19 protein-coding genes are annotated in these 15,777 nt (G+C 62.0%); 10 read left to right on the top strand and 9 right to left on the bottom strand.

The features are described from left to right. The first annotated feature begins 72 nt into the window (after positions 1 to 72). On the top strand, positions 73 to 747 hold the full coding sequence (locus KQ933_RS03715; RefSeq protein ID WP_253958270.1) for a class I SAM-dependent methyltransferase: 675 nt from the start codon (positions 73 to 75) through the stop codon (positions 745 to 747). Between the two features lie 21 nt (positions 748 to 768). Here KQ933_RS03715 and KQ933_RS03710 read toward each other — a convergent pair whose 3' ends face one another. Next, entirely contained in the window at positions 769 to 1,389 is a 621-nt protein-coding gene (locus KQ933_RS03710) for an ABATE domain-containing protein (RefSeq protein WP_216757449.1), read from the bottom strand. Between the two features lie 242 nt (positions 1,390 to 1,631). Between KQ933_RS03710 and KQ933_RS03705 the strand changes: the two genes are divergently transcribed. After that, positions 1,632 to 2,471, top strand: coding sequence for an alpha/beta fold hydrolase (locus KQ933_RS03705; RefSeq protein WP_216757448.1), 840 nt, complete (start codon positions 1,632 to 1,634; stop codon positions 2,469 to 2,471). A gap of 10 nt (positions 2,472 to 2,481) precedes the next feature. Here KQ933_RS03705 and KQ933_RS03700 read toward each other — a convergent pair whose 3' ends face one another. From KQ933_RS03700 to KQ933_RS03690, 3 genes are all read right to left on the bottom strand, one after another. Beyond that, a complete protein-coding gene (locus tag KQ933_RS03700) occupies positions 2,482 to 2,856 on the bottom strand; it encodes a VOC family protein (RefSeq protein ID WP_216757447.1) in 375 nt (124 codons plus the stop codon). A 93-nt stretch (positions 2,857 to 2,949) separates the two neighbouring features. Continuing rightward, a complete protein-coding gene (locus KQ933_RS03695) occupies positions 2,950 to 3,384 on the bottom strand; it encodes a DUF1801 domain-containing protein (protein WP_216757446.1) in 435 nt (144 codons plus the stop codon). Between the two features lie 9 nt (positions 3,385 to 3,393). Further along, on the bottom strand, positions 3,394 to 3,825 hold the full coding sequence (locus KQ933_RS03690) for a DUF1801 domain-containing protein (RefSeq protein WP_216757445.1): 432 nt from the start codon (positions 3,823 to 3,825) through the stop codon (positions 3,394 to 3,396). 165 nt (positions 3,826 to 3,990) lie between these two features. Here KQ933_RS03690 and KQ933_RS03685 point away from each other — a divergent pair, with 165 nt between their 5' ends. Beyond that, the gene (locus KQ933_RS03685; RefSeq protein ID WP_216757444.1) at positions 3,991 to 5,613 is read left to right on the top strand and encodes an ABC-F family ATP-binding cassette domain-containing protein; all 1,623 of its coding nucleotides are present in this window, start codon (positions 3,991 to 3,993) and stop codon (positions 5,611 to 5,613) included. Here the strand turns inward: KQ933_RS03685 and KQ933_RS03680 are convergent. Further along, a complete protein-coding gene (locus KQ933_RS03680) occupies positions 5,610 to 6,563 on the bottom strand; it encodes an SDR family NAD(P)-dependent oxidoreductase (RefSeq protein ID WP_216757443.1) in 954 nt (317 codons plus the stop codon). The genes KQ933_RS03685 and KQ933_RS03680 overlap by 4 nt on opposite strands. A gap of 116 nt (positions 6,564 to 6,679) precedes the next feature. Here KQ933_RS03680 and KQ933_RS03675 point away from each other — a divergent pair, with 116 nt between their 5' ends. Continuing rightward, positions 6,680 to 7,588 carry an AraC family transcriptional regulator gene (locus KQ933_RS03675; protein WP_216758821.1) on the top strand — a complete coding sequence of 303 codons (909 nt, stop codon included), beginning with the start codon at positions 6,680 to 6,682 and terminating at the stop codon, positions 7,586 to 7,588. Positions 7,589 to 7,719: 131 nt separating this feature from the next. Next, positions 7,720 to 8,625, top strand: coding sequence for a S1C family serine protease (locus KQ933_RS03670; protein ID WP_216757442.1), 906 nt, complete (start codon positions 7,720 to 7,722; stop codon positions 8,623 to 8,625). A 76-nt stretch (positions 8,626 to 8,701) separates the two neighbouring features. Here KQ933_RS03670 and KQ933_RS03665 read toward each other — a convergent pair whose 3' ends face one another. Continuing rightward, complete coding sequence (locus KQ933_RS03665) at positions 8,702 to 9,430, bottom strand: esterase family protein (RefSeq protein ID WP_216757441.1); 729 nt, start codon at positions 9,428 to 9,430, stop codon at positions 8,702 to 8,704. Then, positions 9,427 to 10,392, bottom strand: coding sequence for an acetylxylan esterase (locus KQ933_RS03660; protein WP_216757440.1), 966 nt, complete (start codon positions 10,390 to 10,392; stop codon positions 9,427 to 9,429). The genes KQ933_RS03665 and KQ933_RS03660 overlap by 4 nt, the downstream gene beginning before the upstream one ends. A 280-nt stretch (positions 10,393 to 10,672) precedes the next feature. On the opposite strand from KQ933_RS03660, the gene denD reads away from it, so the two are divergent. Genes denD through KQ933_RS03645 form a run of 3 tightly spaced genes read left to right on the top strand, consistent with a single transcriptional unit; the run spans position 10,673 to position 13,551 of the window. Then, positions 10,673 to 11,659 carry a D-erythronate dehydrogenase gene (gene denD / locus KQ933_RS03655; protein WP_216757439.1) on the top strand — a complete coding sequence of 329 codons (987 nt, stop codon included), beginning with the start codon at positions 10,673 to 10,675 and terminating at the stop codon, positions 11,657 to 11,659. A gap of 1 nt (position 11,660) precedes the next feature. Further along, positions 11,661 to 12,923, top strand: a complete 1,263-nt coding sequence (gene otnK / locus KQ933_RS03650) for a 3-oxo-tetronate kinase (protein ID WP_216757438.1) — start codon at positions 11,661 to 11,663, stop codon at positions 12,921 to 12,923. Further along, complete coding sequence (locus tag KQ933_RS03645) at positions 12,916 to 13,551, top strand: aldolase (RefSeq protein WP_216757437.1); 636 nt, start codon at positions 12,916 to 12,918, stop codon at positions 13,549 to 13,551. Before otnK ends, KQ933_RS03645 begins: the two co-directional genes overlap by 8 nt. On the opposite strand, the gene KQ933_RS03640 is transcribed toward KQ933_RS03645, so the two are convergent. Further along, positions 13,548 to 14,357, bottom strand: coding sequence for an endonuclease/exonuclease/phosphatase family protein (locus tag KQ933_RS03640; RefSeq protein WP_216757436.1), 810 nt, complete (start codon positions 14,355 to 14,357; stop codon positions 13,548 to 13,550). The genes KQ933_RS03645 and KQ933_RS03640 overlap by 4 nt on opposite strands. Before the next feature lie 93 nt (positions 14,358 to 14,450). Between KQ933_RS03640 and KQ933_RS03635 the strand changes: the two genes are divergently transcribed. Then, complete coding sequence (locus KQ933_RS03635; RefSeq protein WP_216757435.1) at positions 14,451 to 14,654, top strand: hypothetical protein; 204 nt, start codon at positions 14,451 to 14,453, stop codon at positions 14,652 to 14,654. Between the two features lie 8 nt (positions 14,655 to 14,662). Further along, the gene (locus KQ933_RS03630; RefSeq protein WP_216757434.1) at positions 14,663 to 14,842 is read left to right on the top strand and encodes a hypothetical protein; all 180 of its coding nucleotides are present in this window, start codon (positions 14,663 to 14,665) and stop codon (positions 14,840 to 14,842) included. A 6-nt stretch (positions 14,843 to 14,848) separates the two neighbouring features. On the opposite strand, the gene KQ933_RS03625 is transcribed toward KQ933_RS03630, so the two are convergent. Then, positions 14,849 to 15,763 (bottom strand): SDR family oxidoreductase, encoded by a 915-nt coding sequence (locus KQ933_RS03625; RefSeq protein WP_216757433.1) that lies wholly within the window; start codon positions 15,761 to 15,763, stop codon positions 14,849 to 14,851. Positions 15,764 to 15,777: the final 14 nt, after the last annotated feature.

Below are 15,777 nucleotides of genomic sequence, written 5' to 3'. Positions count from 1 at the left end.
TCATGTAATAACTACAGTTACATGATGAAAGATGACCGCCCATCCCCGACCCCTGACAGATCTGCGGCCCGCATGCCGGCATCCCCCTTCACCGGGGATGCCGTCAAATCCTATCTCGAAGGTCCACCGCGCAAGGTTCCGGGTTTCTCAAGCCTGCATCGCATGGCAGCGATGCTGATGGCGGAGCGGACACCCGGGAACGGCCGGGTGCTCGTGCTTGGCGCCGGCGGAGGACTGGAACTCAAGGCTTTTGCCGAGGCGCACGAGGGCTGGACTTTTGACGGTGTGGATCCCTCCGCCGACATGCTGCAACTGGCGAAACAGGTCGCCGGGGAGTACACCAGACGCATCGATTTTCATGAGGGCAGCATCGGTGTCGCGCCGGAGGGTCCGTTCGACGCGGCGGCATGCCTGCTGACCTTCCATCATATCCCCGTCGAGCAACGCCTTGAAACACTTAAGCAAATTCGGCGCCGCCTGAAAACGGATGCGCCGTTTGTTGTTGCGCATATGAGTTTCCCGCAAAACGAGCCGGAGCGGTCGATGTGGATCGATCGGCATATCGCTTATGGCGCACCCGATGGGGCGGACCCTGCCCGGCTGAACAATGCCCGCAAGGCCATGCGGGAAAGGCTTGAAATCCTCGCCCCAGAAGATGAGGAGGCCATGCTGCGCGCGGCAGGCTTTTCAGACGTCACCCTGTTCTACGCGGCCTTCAGCTTCAGAGGTTGGGTGGCTTATGCCTAACCAAGCTGCCTGTCGCGGCCCTCAAGCCTGCCTGACCCGGTGGCGATGGGCGGCCTGTTTGGCGCGATTGCCGCAGAGCGCCATGCTGCACCAGCGCCTGCGACGGCCGCGGGTGTGATCGGCAAACAGTAGCGTGCAGGACGGGCCTTCGCAGGCCTTCACATTGGAAAAATCCTCGTCGCAAACAAAACGGCCGAGTGCCTCGCCAACCGGTAACAGCAGCGCTTCCGGCGAGCGCCATTTGCGCATGGACTGGAAGTCGAAGACCTCGCCTTCATCGGTCTGCCGCGCCACGACGCGGCTGTAACCTTCGTCGCGCTCCAGCAGACGGTTCAGCGGTTCGAGCTCAGCCAGGGCGTCGCGCCTCAACTGTTTTCCCCTGTGCTCACGGACGAAGGTCCGGAACCACTCGCGCAAATTCCTCGCCTGATCGGCGACCTTGTCCAATTCTCCCGGCAGCGCCTGAGCCCGTATGGCCTCGAGCGTTTCCGGCGAGACGAGCTTTGCCTGATCGAGCCAGTGCAGCAATCCCTCCCCGTCCTCGATCGCGTCGACAGGCACATCGACGGGTGTTGCCACCGAGTTCAGAAAATCCAGCGCCAGTGCGTCACCCAGAAAAAGGGAGGGAGAGTGGTTATCCATCACGGGTCCTATTCCGGCTGCCGTCTGCAATCCAAAGCAGCCCCTTTCGAAACGTTACTAACGTGTAACTGCTCAAAAGGCCGTTGACAAGTTACCTTCCTGGATAGTAACCATTCTATATCGCTTTAAACGGTTACCAATTTAAAACGAAGGAGAAGGTCATCCGCGAGGCGGCGGCAACAGTGGCCGCCGCCTGAACGACCGACATATCGCCCCTCATCTCAACCGAAGGAAACATGACCATGACCAAGATCAGCTACCGCAACACCACCGTCGACGGCATCAAGATCGCCTATCGCGAGGCCGGCGCGCGGGGCGCTCCGAAGCTCCTGCTGCTGCATGGCTTCCCGACCTCCGGCCACATGTTCCGCGATCTTATCCCGCTGCTTGCCGATCGCTATCACATCATCGCCCCTGATCTTCCGGGCTTCGGCCAGTCTGGCGATCCCGCTGTCAACAGCTTCGACAGCATTGCAGAGACGATCGACCGCTTCACCGAGATCGTCGGCTTCGATCGCTACGCAGTTTATGTCTTCGATTACGGCGCGCCGACGGGCTTCCGCCTGGCGGTGAAGCATCCAGAGCGGATCACAGGCATCATCTCGCAGAATGGCAATGCCTATGTCGATGGCCTCAGCGAGGCATGGAACCCGGTGCAGGCCTATTGGCAGGATGCGAGCGCAGAAAACCGGACCGTGCTCAAAGCATTCCTCGGACCGGAAACGACGATCTGGCAGTATACGCATGGCGTTGCCGATCCGACCGCGGTTTCGCCAGACGGTTATTCGCTCGACAATTTCTATCTCTCGCGGCCGGGCGCGGAAGATGTGCAGCTCGATCTGATGGGCGACTACAAGAGCAATGTGGCGCTCTACCCGGCCTTCCAGGACTATTTCCGCACGTACAAGCCGCGTTTCCTCGCCGTCTGGGGCAAGAACGATCCCTTTTTCCTGCCGCCGGGCGCGGAAGCCTTCGCCCGCGATATTCCCAATGCCGTGATCAAGTTCTTCGACACCGGCCATTTCGCGCTCGAAACGCATGTGGAAGAAATTGCCGCTGCGATCCGCGATTTCCTCGGCTGAGGCCGACCGACTATCCGGAGGTGACGCAGAAATTGTTGCCTTCGGGATCGTTCAGCACGGTGTAGTCAGCCGTCTCACGCACGAAGGTCGCGCCGAGCGATATCAGGCGCGCGACCTCTTTTGGCCGGTCGTCGGCTGCGATATCGAGATGAACGCGGTTGCGGGCCGGCCGCTCTCCCCGGCGAAGGTGGAAGCAGAGGCGTGTGCCTGGGCCTTCGACCATCACCACTGGGTCGGTTTCGGGTGTCAGGCCGAGCGTTGCAAGGCGGGCGATCTCCTCATCGTCATAGGGCAGCACCGCGTAACCATCGAGCGCTGCGGCCCAGAAGCGGGCGACGCGGGAGGGAACATCGCAATCAATGACGATTTCCTTCAGCCGCCCCATTGGTTCCTACGACGTGATTTGACAGGATCCCAGATAGGACGCTTTGCTATATCGGCAATGACCGGTTGCGGCACGAAATGCCTTTGGGCCGATCTAGCCGTTTGCCTTCTTCGACGCTGGTTTGCGCGCCGTGTTCAGCGCCACTGCCGCCCGCACCAGCGCCTTCAGCGCCGCTTCATCGATCACCTCCCCGTCACGGATATCGATCGCGCGACGCGTATTGCCTTCAAGGCTGGAGTTGAAAAGGCCAGCAGGATCTTCCACCGAAGCGCCCCTGGCGAAGGTCAGCTTGACCACCGCCTTATAGGTTTCGCCGGTGCAAATGATTCCGGCATGCTCCCAGACGGGGACGCCGCGCCATTTCCACGTTTCCTCCACTTCGGGGTCGGCCTCGCGGATGATGGCTCTGACACGGGCAAGCGTTTCGCCGCGCCAATCGCCGAGCTCCTTGATCTTCGCATCGATGCGTTCGGCGGGAGAGGCTTCCTTTGGTTCCGCTTCCTTTTTCGTCGTCGTCGCCTTCTTCATGGTCTCTCCCTACATTTTCTCGCCGGGCAGCAGGCTTGCCTGTTTCACCCATGATGTAAACTGCGCCTCGTCGATCTCATCCTGTTCGTGGATGTGGAAATAGCGTGTTTCCGCGGTCTTGGATTCTCCCGGCGGAACCGGCTTGAGCCCGGCCCCACGGAAGAAGGCGACCTTGATGTATTTGCTGAAACAGTGGATGCCGAGAAACCAGCCGTCGCCCTTCATGCCGTAGAGCGGCGAGTTCCATTTGACGGCCTTGTGAGCATCGGGAACGGTGCGCATGATCAGTCCGTCGAGGCGGCGGCCGACCTCGCTTTTCCAGCCGGGCATGGCGGCAATATAGGCCCGCACCGGGCCATCGCCCTCGCCTTTGGCGATCTGCGGATTGCCGCCGGAAAGCAGTCGCGGCTCTGCCTGTTTGTCAGTCGTTTTGTCGACCATAGGGTTCCTCCACCGCGGGGGATAATAAGGAGGGATCACCGGATTTCCAGTCACACCGGGCGGGTCGCTTCCAACATCACAGCTTCATGACGCGGAAAAACTGCGACAGGAGCGAAAACCCGTGGCATAAGGGCGCCAAATTCTCTTGAAGCACCCGCGTTAGACATGATCCGTATCGACAATATCAGCAAGCAGAACAGCCACCGCATCCTCTTCATCGAAGCCACAGCCGCCTTGAACCGCGGCGAAAAGATCGGTCTCGTCGGCCCGAACGGCGCCGGCAAGACGACGCTTTTCCGCATGATCAACGGCGAAGAACTGCCGGATGAAGGCCAGGTTTCAGTCGAAAAGCACGTCACGATCGGCTATTTCAACCAGGATGTCGGCGAAATGGCCGGCCGCAGCGCGGTTGCCGAGGTGATGGAAGGCGCCGGCCCCGTCAGTATCGTCGCTGCCGAGCTGCGCGAGCTGGAAGCTGCCATGTCCGATCCTGATCGCGTGGACGAGATGGACCAGATCATCGAGCGCTACGGCGAAGTGCAGGCGCGCTATGAGGAACTGGACGGCTATGCGCTGGAAGGCCGGGCGCGTGAGGTTCTGGCGGGCCTGAGCTTCAGCCAGGAGATGATGGACGGCGATGTCGGCGCGCTCTCGGGCGGCTGGAAGATGCGCGTGGCGCTTGGCCGCATTCTTTTGATGCGGCCGGACGTGATGCTGCTCGACGAGCCGAGCAACCATCTGGACCTCGAAAGCCTGATCTGGCTGGAAGAATTCCTAAAAACCTATGAGGGTGCGCTGCTGATGACCTCGCACGACCGCGAGTTCATGAACCGCATCGTCACCAAGATCATCGAGATCGATGCCGGTTCGCTCAACAGCTATTCCGGCGACTACGGCTTCTACGAGCAGCAGCGGGCCCAGAACGAAAAACAGCAGCAGGCGCAGTTCGAGCGCCAGCAGGCGATGCTTGCCAAGGAAATCAAGTTCATCGAGCGCTTCAAGGCGCGCGCCAGCCACGCCTCGCAGGTGCAGAGCCGTGTGAAGAAGCTGGAAAAGATCGAGCGCGTCGAGCCGCCGAAGCGCCGCCAGACGGTGGCCTTCGAATTTCAGCCGGCGCCGCGTTCGGGCGAAGATGTCGTCAACCTCAAGAACGTGCACAAAAAATATGGCAGCCGCACCATCTATGAGGGGCTGGATTTCATGGTGCGCCGCAAGGAGCGCTGGTGCATCATGGGCGTCAACGGCGCCGGCAAGTCGACGCTGCTGAAGCTGGTGACGGGCACTGCCGATCCGGATGCCGGCAGTGTGGCGCTCGGTGCCAGCGTGAAGCTCGGCTATTTCGCCCAGCACGCCATGGACCTGCTCGACGGCGAGCGCACCGTGCTGGAATGGCTGGAGGATTCCTTCCCGCTTGCCGGCCAGGCGCCGCTCAGGGCGCTCGCCGGCTGCTTCGGCTTTTCGGGAGATGACGTCGACAAGCGCTGCCGCGTGCTTTCGGGCGGCGAGAAGGCCCGCCTCGTCATGGCGAAGATGCTGTTCGACCCGCCGAACTTCCTCGTGCTCGACGAGCCGACCAACCACCTCGACCTCGACACCAAGGAAATGCTGATCAAGGCGCTTGCCGATTTCGAGGGCACGATGCTGTTCGTTTCGCACGACCGCCACTTCCTTGCAGCCCTTTCCAACCGCGTGCTGGAACTGACGCCCGATGGCATCCACCAGTATGGCGGCGGCTATACCGAGTATGTCGAGCGCACCGGTTACGAAGCGCCCGGCATCCACGCTTAACGGCTGAAAGCGTCTATATCAGTCAACTCTGCCGAGAGCGCCCACAATCGGGCCGCCTCGTCGGGATCGACGGCATAGGCGCGCACGCTGGTTTCCGCGCCGTCGTCCGAGATGACGGCGACATCGCAATCGGCGCAATAGAGGCCGCCGAGCCCTTCGAGCTGCGGCGAGGTTGCAGCCCAGACCTGTGTCGCGGCACCCTGTGCGGGCGTCTTGAAACTCGGGTCGATGGCATTGCCCTTGGCGTCGATCCAGCCGGCGGCCACCATATCCTCCCTATCAAGATGACGCTGCAGCGGCGTCAGGATCTTGCCGGGATGCAGCGAGAAAGCGCGTATGCCTGCGTCCCTACCAAGCCTGTCGAGCTGCACCGCAAAGAGCGCATTTGCGGTCTTCGACTGTCCATAGGCCCGCCACCGGTCATAACCTTCGGAGAACTGGACGTCATTCCAACGGATAGGCGTGATGCCATGGGCACCGGAGGAGACGGCAACCACGCGGGCTCCGCTTGCAATCGCCGGCCAGAGGCGATTGACGAGCGCGAAGTGGCCGAGATGGTTGGTGGCAAACTGCGCCTCCCAGCCCGGCCCTGTCAGCGTTTCCGGGCAGGCCATGATGCCGGCGCTGTTTATGACCATATCGGCCTTGCGTCCCGACGCGACGAAGCGCTCGGCAAACCGCCGCACGCTTTCGAGATCGGAAAGATCGAGCCTTTCTATCTCTACATTGGCGATACCGGCGAGCGCCCTGGCCGCCTCTTCGGGCCGGCGGGCGCCGATCAGCACATGGCTGCCTGCCCGCGACAGCGCCTTCGTCGTCTCCAGCCCGAGGCCGGAATGGCCGCCGGTGACGATTGCCAGTTTGCCCGTGAGATCGATGCCGGCGAGCACGTCGTCAGCCGTCGAGCGAGCACCGAAACCGGAGCCGATGGGGTGTTGCGCGTTTTCCATTGATGTCTCCTTTCTGCTTTCGGCCGGAGACTAATGCGGTGGCGCGCATACGATCTATGCGTTAAAGTCCATGATATGTTTGTGATCGTCTGGATTTTGGCATGAGTTCTCCTTCCGTGGATCCCCTTTCCGATGTCTTGGCGCTCTTGAAGCCGAAGAGCTATGTCTCTCTGGGGCTCGATGCCGGACGCGATTGGGCGATCGATTTTCCGCCGCCGCAAGGCATCAAGTTCAATGCCTTGCTTTCGGGCAGCTGCTGGCTGGAGGTAGAGGGCGTCGAGCCCATCCTGCTCGAAGAGGGCGATTGTTTCCTGCTGACGCAGAGCCGGCCCTTCCGCATGATGAGCGATCGCAGCCTGCCGACGATCCTGGCCCATGATATCTATGCGCATGCGAAGGATGGGGTTGCCATCTGCAACGGCGGCGGCGCCTTCTTCCTGGTTGGCAGCCGCTTCGGCTTTTCCGGCGCTGGCGCGGATCTGCTTGTCGGCATATTGCCGCCGGTCGTCCATATCAGCGAACATTCGGATCAGGCTTCGGTTCTGCGCTTTGCGATCGACCAGATGGCGCGCGAGTTGCGTGGCCGGCATCCGGGCGGTTTCCTGATGACCGAGCATCTGGCGCATATCATGCTGATGCAGATCCTGCGGCTCTATCTTGCCGCACCCGATACCGAAGGCACCGGCTGGCTCTTTGCGCTCGCCGACCGGCAGATCGGCCTCGCGATCGGCGCCATGCATGCCGAGCCGGCGCGGCGCTGGACGCTGCAGCAGCTTGCCACGTCGGCCGGCATGTCACGCTCCTCCTTTGCCGAGCGCTTCAAGGAGAAGGTCGGAGCCGCGCCGATGGATTATCTCACCCGCTGGCGTATGATGCTGGCAGGCGAGCGGCTGACAAACAGCAACGAACCGATCGGCATGATCGCCCTTTCGCTCGGCTACGAGTCCGAAAGCGCCTTCAGCACCGCCTTCAAGCGGGTGATGGCGCGCTCGCCCCGGCAATACAGCCGGGAAGCAGCGGGGTAAAAGACCACAGGCCACGGGTCTTGCAGAAACGACTGTCGTTTCATACCTATAGAAGGAATGGTATGCGTCCGGCCCTTGCCGGCCCTCGCTGCATTCCGGGCCTTGGTGCCACGCCTTACGAGGATGAAACCATGAATATCGACAGGATCCTGCGGTCAGTTGTGGCCGTTCGCGCCACCATCCCCGAAGATGCCTTCACCGCCAATACGCTGGGCACCCGCCGGGAAGGAAGTGGCGTCGTCATCAGGGATAACGGGCTGGTGCTCACCATCGGCTACCTGATCACCGAAGCCGACGATATCTGGCTGACGCGCCAGGACGGCAAGGTCGTGCCCGGCCATGCGCTGGCCTACGATCAGGAAACCGGCTTCGGCCTCATTCAGGCGCTTGCGCCCCTCGACTTGCCGGCGGTCGAAATCGGCGACAAGGTCAAGACCAAGGTCGGCGACGCGGTGATCCTTGCCGATGGCCTGGGCGAATTCGTGCAGGCCCATATCGTCGCCAAGCAGGAATTTGCGGGCTACTGGGAATATCTGCTCGACGAGGCGATCTTCATCGCACCGGCCCACCCCTCCTGGGGCGGCGCGGCGCTCATCAGCGACGAGGGCAAGCTGCTCGGCATCGGTTCCCTGCGCCTGCAGATGATCCAGGACGAAGAGGTCGCAGACATCAACATGGTCGTGCCGATCAACCTTCTGCCGCCGATCCTCGACGACGTGCTGCACCGCGGCCATATTGACCGGCCGCCGCGCCCGTGGCTCGGCGCCTTTTCGGCCGAAAGCAATGGCGAAGTGGTGGTCATGAGCGTTGCCAAGGGCGGCCCTGCCGCTGAGGCCGGCCTGCAGCAGGGCGACGTCATCTCGGAAATCCGCGACGGCGAGGTGGACGGGCTTGCCGATTTCTACCGGAAGGTCTGGAAGAGCGGGCCTGCGGGGTCGGAAATCCCGATACGCGTGCTACGGAACGGTCGTGAAGCCTGGCTGCGCATCAAATCGGCTGACCGCAACAGCTTTCTCAAGAAGCCGCTGATGCAGTAAAGCCCAACGGCGATCAGAGAAAGAGCGGCGCCATCCGGCGGCATCTCGATATAAAGTGGCGCCATCCGGCGGCGCTCTAGATATATAAAGGCGCCATCCGGCGCCAGGCGCCCGCGCGGTGTGCCCTTCCATCCCAGAAATGCAGTTGATGGCCGACGCCCTTTTCGGCAAGCAGTCGGCTGAGATATCGGTTGTTGTCGAGGAAGGGATCCTCGTTGCCGATCGTCAGGACGATATCGACCTGGCGCAGCTTTTCCAGCCGCCAGTCGGAGGTGAGACCCGGCAGGAAATGCGTCGGCATGTGGAAGTAGATGGTCTCGTCGTAATAGCCGTCGAAGAGATCACCGAAGGACTCGACCCTCATCGTCAGGTCGTAGCGGCCGGAAAAGGCCACCAGCTTGCGAAAGAGATGCGGGTGGCGAAAGACGAGGCTGGCGGCCTGGAAGGCGCCGAGGCTGCAGCCGTGGACGATGGTGCATTCGTGCCGGTTGCGGCTTTCCATAAGCGGCAGAACTTCGTTCAGCACATATTCTTCGAAAGCGATATGGCGACTGATACGCTCGGCCGGATGGCGGCCGAAATCGTAGAAGGTCTCGTTCGCCAGGCCTTCGATGCAGAAGAGCTGCAGGTGACCCGCCTCGAGTTTATCTCTGAGGCTGGCGACGATGCCGAGATGTTCGTATTCCCAAAAGCGCCCTTCCCGCGTTGGGAACATCAGTACTTTGGCGCCGGCATGGCCGAACACCAGAAGCTCCATGTCACGATGGAGCCGATCGCTGTACCGGCGCAGATATTCTCGGTTCATAGACCCCTGAAAAACCGCCCGACTCGCTCGCGCAGCGCAGTCTGCTGCACTGCACTATCAAGATAGTCGAAATGCCCGGCATCCAGGATGAAGATTTCGTTAAATTTTGATTGCGGCAGAGCGTTCGCCACCGTGAACTGACAGGGAGGTGCTACCGCCGGATCGAAGAGCGCGACAGCGGTCAGCATCGGCACCTTGATGCGGGTTGCGGCCGTTGCAGCATCGAAAAGGCGCAGCTTTTCAAAGACCTCGGGATGGGTCTTTGCGTATTCCTGCACCGAATGGGCGCTGCCGACAGTCGGCAATGTCAGCCACAGCTTGCGGTTCCCGAAGGTCGGCACGGTCAGATGGCCGCGCGCGATCCTGATATCGAAGGGGATGCCGAGCGCGCCGATGCCGCCGCCGAAGCTGATGCCGCTATAGCCGATGTGGCCATCAAGCGCGGGATAAAGCGACAGCAGCGCCGAGACGGCAACCCAGAGATCCTCGACGCAGCCGCCGATCACGTAATGATCGGGATCGTCGATATCGTACAACACATGCCAGGGGGCCTCCGGCGAGATCGGCGGATGGGCGCTGCGCGACATGCCGCGAAAGCAGGGAAAGAGGATCGCTGTCTCTTCGACCGGGATATCGAATTCCGGCTGGTCGCGGCCGCCATAACCGTGGCCAACGACGAGACCGCGCTTGATCTCGCCCTTGCGGGGCGTCAGCAGCCAGCCGCCGATGCTGACATTATCAGTGGACATATAAACGATATCCTGCATATGCCAGTCCGGATGGGCGTCCTTGCTCTTGGTCAGCACCGGCTGCGGCTTCACCGTCAGTGCCCTGGCATAGCGTTTCTGCCAGAAGGCATCGAAGCCCGGCGGTGCCTCGGGCGGCCGGATCGCCTGCAGATCGGCAAGCGTCATGCCGTAGGTGGGGTCGAAGTCGAAGGGATATTCTGTCGGGATGCTCATGCAAAGCTTGTTGCCGCGAAACCGGCCGCGGGGCAAGCCCGCAGGGGATGTCCCAATGCTGCCTTCGCCGTCCGGCCGAGACCGAACAGCATCGAAAGGAGTGCTGTCACCCCTGTCAATGGAGTGGTTTCCAACCCACAATCAAACAGGCCTTTCCGCCTGAAATTGCGTGACAGGCCTTCCCGGCTGGTCTTAACTAGAAACGTGCTGTCCACGCCGACTCGTGCGGCGGCGCGTTTTCTGTTGGCGTTCATTTCATCGGTCGGAGGGACCGCTTCAAATGAAAATCCTTGTTATCGGCGCGGCCGGGATGATCGGCCGCAAGCTCGTCCATGCATTGTGCGAACGCGGGACGCTGAACGGCCGATCCATCGGCACGCTGGTGCTGGCCGATGTCGTGGCGCCGGAAAAGCCTTCCTTTGGCGGCGCGGTGGAGGCCCTTGCAGCCGACCTTTCGCAGCCGGGAACGGCCGAGCAGCTGATCGCTCACCGGCCGGACCTGATCTTCCATCTGGCGGCGATCGTCTCCGGCGAGGCGGAAGCCGATTTCGAGAAGGGCTACCGGGTCAATCTCGACGGCACGCGCTTCCTGCTCGAGGCGATCCGGCTTGCCGAACAGCCCTATTGCCCGAAGCTCGTCTTCACCTCCTCCATCGCGGTCTTCGGCGAGCCGCTGCCTTCGGTTATCGGCGACACACATCATCTGACGCCGCTGACGAGCTACGGCACGCAGAAGGCGATTGATGAACTGCTGCTTGCCGATTATTCCAGGCGCGGATTCCTCGACGGCATCGGCATCCGCCTGCCGACCATCACCATCCGCCCCGGCAAGCCGAACCGGGCTGCCTCCGGCTTCTTCTCCAGCATTCTGCGCGAGCCGCTGATCGGCCAGGAGGCGGTGCTCCCGGTCGATGAGAGCGTGCGTCACTGGTTTGCAAGCCCGCGCGCAGCAATCGGATTCCTGCTCAAAGCTGCCGAACTCGATACGGCATCGCTCGGGCAGATCCGCACGCTGACCATGCCGGGGCTTGCCGCCACCGTCGGCGATGAGATCGAGGCGCTCAGGCGCGTTGCCGGGGAAAGTGCCGTGAGGCTGATCCGGCGCGAACCGGATGCGACGGTTGCCAAGATCATTGCCGGCTGGCCGCAGAGCTTCGATGCCAGCCGCGCCCTTTCGCTCGGCTTCACAGCCGAGACATCCTTTGACGAGATCATCCGCGTCCATATCGAGGACGAATTGAACAACAGACTGCCGGAGCGCGCCTGACATGCTGCTTGGAGCCATTGCCGACGATTTCACCGGCGCCAGCGATCTTGCCAATACCCTTGCGCGTGGCGGCATGTCGACGATGCAATTCGTCGGACCCGGCCGCGGCAAGGTGAATTGCGAAGCGGGCGTCGTGGCGCTGAAGACACGCTCGGCGCCGGTCGAGGATGCGGTGTTGCAGTCGATGGATGCGGCGCGCTGGCTGCTGGATCAGGGTTGCGAGCAGATCTTCTTCAAATATTGCTCGACCTTCGATTCCACGCCCGCGGGTAATATCGGCCCGGTGGCCGAAGCCCTGCAGCGGCTGGCGGGCGCCGATGTCACAGTCGTCTGCCCCGCCTTTCCGGCAACGGGGCGGCGGGTGTTCATGGGCCACCTCTTCGTCAAGGACAAGCTGCTCAGCGAATCCGGCATGGAGAACCATCCGCTGACGCCGATGACCGATCCAGATATCCGCCGCTGGCTGCGGCGGCAAACGCGCGGCGGCGTCGGCAGCATCACGCTCGATACGGTGCGCAAGGGCGAGGGCGCAATCCGCAGCCGGCTGCGCGACGAGCTGACCGAGGGCAACCGCCTTGTCGTGGTCGACGCCATCGAAGATGCCGATCTCCTGACGATCGGCGAGGCGGTAGCCGATCATGAACTGGTGACCGGCGGGTCCGGACTGGCACAGGGGCTGGTGCGCAACTTCGCCAGGCGTGGCAAGCTTTCCGGCATCCCCGCCGAAGTACCTGCCGTCAGCGGGCCGGGCGTCATCCTCTGCGGCTCCTGCTCGCTTGCCTCGCAGAACCAGGTCGCCTGCCATCTGCAGAACCATCCCGGTCTGTCGATCGATCCGGCAGCCATCGTGCGCGGTACGATGTCGATAGAACATGCCGCCCGCTGGGTGGCCTCCAATGCGGCCGACAATCCGATCGTCTATTCCACCACCTCGCCCGATGTCGTGAGCTTCGTGCAGCAGCGCTTCGGGCGCGAGGAATCGGCAAAGATTCTCGAGGATTTCTTCGGCGGCCTTGCCAGGCGGCTTGCCGACACCGGAACGCACCAGATCGTCGTCGGCGGCGGAGAGACGTCAGGCGCCGTCGTCGAAGCGCTCGGCCTCAAGCAGATGATCATCGGGGCGGAGATCGATCCCGGCGTGCCGGTCCTCGTTTCCGAGCGCGGCCGGCCGATGCGGCCGATCGGCTTGGCGCTGAAGAGCGGCAATTTCGGCTCGCCCGACTTTTTCGCCAAGGCACTGGACAGGATTGCCGGCCATGAATGAGACGGCATTGCGGGAAAGCATCGTCCGCTGGGGAAAATCGCTTTTCGAGCGGGGGCTTACGGCCGGCTCTTCCGGCAATATCTCGGTGAAGACCGCCGACTTCTATCTCGTAACGCCGACCAATTCCTGCCTCGGCTTCCTCGATGCCAACAGGCTTTCGAAGCTCGACATCGACGGCAAGCACCTCTCGGGCGACGCGCCGACCAAGGAATTGCCGCTGCATTTCTCCTTCTATGAGAAGCGGCCGCAAACGGGTGCGGTCGTGCACCTGCATTCCACCTATGCGACGGCGCTTTCCTGCCTTGCCGATACCGATCCGAAGGATGCCATTCCACCGCTGACGCCCTATGTCGTCATGCGCGTCGGCAAGGTGCCCGTCGTGCCCTATACGCGGCCGGGCTCGGCGGATGTGAAGCCGCTGATTGCCGAAATCGCCGGCCAGCACAGCGCGGTGCTTCTCGAAAATCACGGGCCGATCGTATCGGCCGCCACACTTGATTCCGCTGTCTTTGCCATCGAGGAGCTGGAAGAGGCCGCAAAGCTTTCCATCATCGTCAGAGGCATGAGGATCCGCCAGCTGAATGCCGAACAGATTGCCGACCTGGAGAAGCATTTTAAGCTGCGCTAGGCAACTTCAAGTAAAAGCGCCCGATGATCCGAAACCTCGGGCTGTTCGACAATTTCGAAGCGCTCCACCACGACCTCCGGCGTCACCAGCATATAATCGGCAAAACGCCCCTCCTTCGGATAAAGCGAAGTGCGGGTATCGGTAAAGCCTCCGCCGGTGACGAGATCATTGAGGCCGAGGCGGCCAAGCTTCTCGAAGGTGACGCTGTCAGGCAGGACGTTGAAATCGCCGCAGACGACGAGGCGTTCGTTGCCGGGCCAGACGCGTTCGATCAGCTCGACCAGCGCATCGGCCTGGGCATGGCGGGCCGGAATGTCGCCCTTGCCGGCGGGATCGCGCAGGCCGTGAAGCTGGGCGATGGTGACGGAAAAGCCGCCGGCATAATCGAACAGGCGGATGCAATGGGCATTGCGGGATCGCGGATGCTCGCCCCAGCCATCGGCCGAAAAACGGCCATGGATGAAATCCGCGGCCTGACCGATGACAGGATAGGACTTGCGCACGAAGGTGGCGATGCCGAATTCGGTCGTAAAGACGGTCTCGCCGTGAAAGAGATCGCCCCGCGCGAAGGGGCAGAAGAAGCCGTCATGGTCAGGCAGAATGGCAGCGATTTCGTCGTAAAGATGGGCGCGCTGCGGCAGCACAGTGTTGCCGTCGCGATATTCCAGCCATTCCGGTGCATCGGCAGCCGATCGCACCACCTCCTGCAGGCAGAAGATATCGGCCTCCGTGCACGCAAGATAATCGATCAGCGGTGCGTGAATGCTGCCACCCCAGACATTCAGTGAAATGATCTGCAAAGCCATGCGAGCTCCCTTTTCTGCGAAACTAGCAGATTCGCACAGGGAACAATGCCGGTCCTGCCCTGTTGTTCTCTCCGACAGTAAAGGAGAAATGTCATGGCACTGAACAGTCCCAAGGATGGTGCGCCCGGCACCACGGATCAGTCGCCGCGCTGGGAAGGGCCGCAGGCCACGAAGCCAGCAGGCTATCTGCGTGCGAAGGACGATCCGGAAAAGGCCCGCGACGCCCACGGCGAAAACCTCAACCACCCCAAGGTGAAGAAGGTTTCCGACGCCATGAAGACCAAGGAAGATGATTAGGAAGACCCATGGGCAATCGGCAACGTTTCATAAAACCAGAAGCAGGCTCGCCCGCCGACACCGGCAACCAAGATTCGCACGGGAAAGAGCCCGGCAAACCGCCGATCCTCAATCCGGAAGCAGGCAGCGGCGGCAAACAGCCTATTCCGCTCATCAACCCCTCGGGCGGTGGCGCGGTGACGCGCTAGATCCTGTCAGCGATAGCCGGTGTCATCAGCCGGTTTGCCGGGCTCCTGCACCTCGGCAAGGTAACGCCAGCAATCCGGCCGCGTGCCGTCGAGATCGGTGAAGCCGTAAGTCTCGGCCAGTTGGAAGCTCGATAGCGACTGGCCGTTCCATCTGCTGCGGTCGGGGTCGGCCGCCAATGCGGCCACCGCGCGGCCGGTGAAACGCGGCGTTTCCGAGATGACGAAATGCGGCTGGACTTTTGTTCCATCGCGCCAATTTTCTTCCTTAACCCCATAAATTTCCAGCATCATTTCCGAGCGCATCCAGCCGGGTGAAAGCGAAACTGCGGTCGCGCCGTGCGGCGCAAGGTCCCTGGCATGCGCCCAGGCCATACGGTTCGTGCCCGTCTTGACGAGATCGTAGTAGGGGCAGAGCCGGTAATGGGTGGCGTTGTAATCCGCCGTGCCGTCGGTCATTTCCACCAGCAGGCCGCCGGGCCGCTCGATCATCAGCGCCAGAGCGTAATGGGCGGTGATGAAATGAGTGTCGATCGCAAGCCGCAGCATGCGAAGACCCTTGTCGAGGGAGTGCTCCCATACCGGTTTGTCCCACTCCGTCAGATGCTCGCCGCCCCAGATATCGTTGACGAGTATATCCAGCCCGCCCTGCTCCGCATGAATGCGGGCAACCAGAGCTTCGACCTCATCCGGGACCAGATGATCCACCTGCATGGCGATGCCGTGCCCGCCCGCCGCGCTCACCAGTTCGGCTGTTTCCTCTATGGTTTCCGGCCGGCCATATTCGGATTGCTGCGCGCGGGTGGTGCGGCCGGTTACATAGACAGTCGCGCCCCCAGCGCCCAGTTCCACCGCGATGCCGCGACCGGCGCCGCGCGTTCCGCCGGCGACAAGTGCGACCTTTCCCTTCAAGTCCGCTGTCACTTCGCTGTCCTCCC

The sequence above is a fragment of the Rhizobium sp. WYJ-E13 genome (assembly GCF_018987265.1).
GTDB lineage: Bacteria > Pseudomonadota > Alphaproteobacteria > Rhizobiales > Rhizobiaceae > Rhizobium.
The sequence above is the reverse complement of the archived record's forward strand: the minus strand, read 5'-3'. Positions and strand labels throughout refer to the sequence as shown.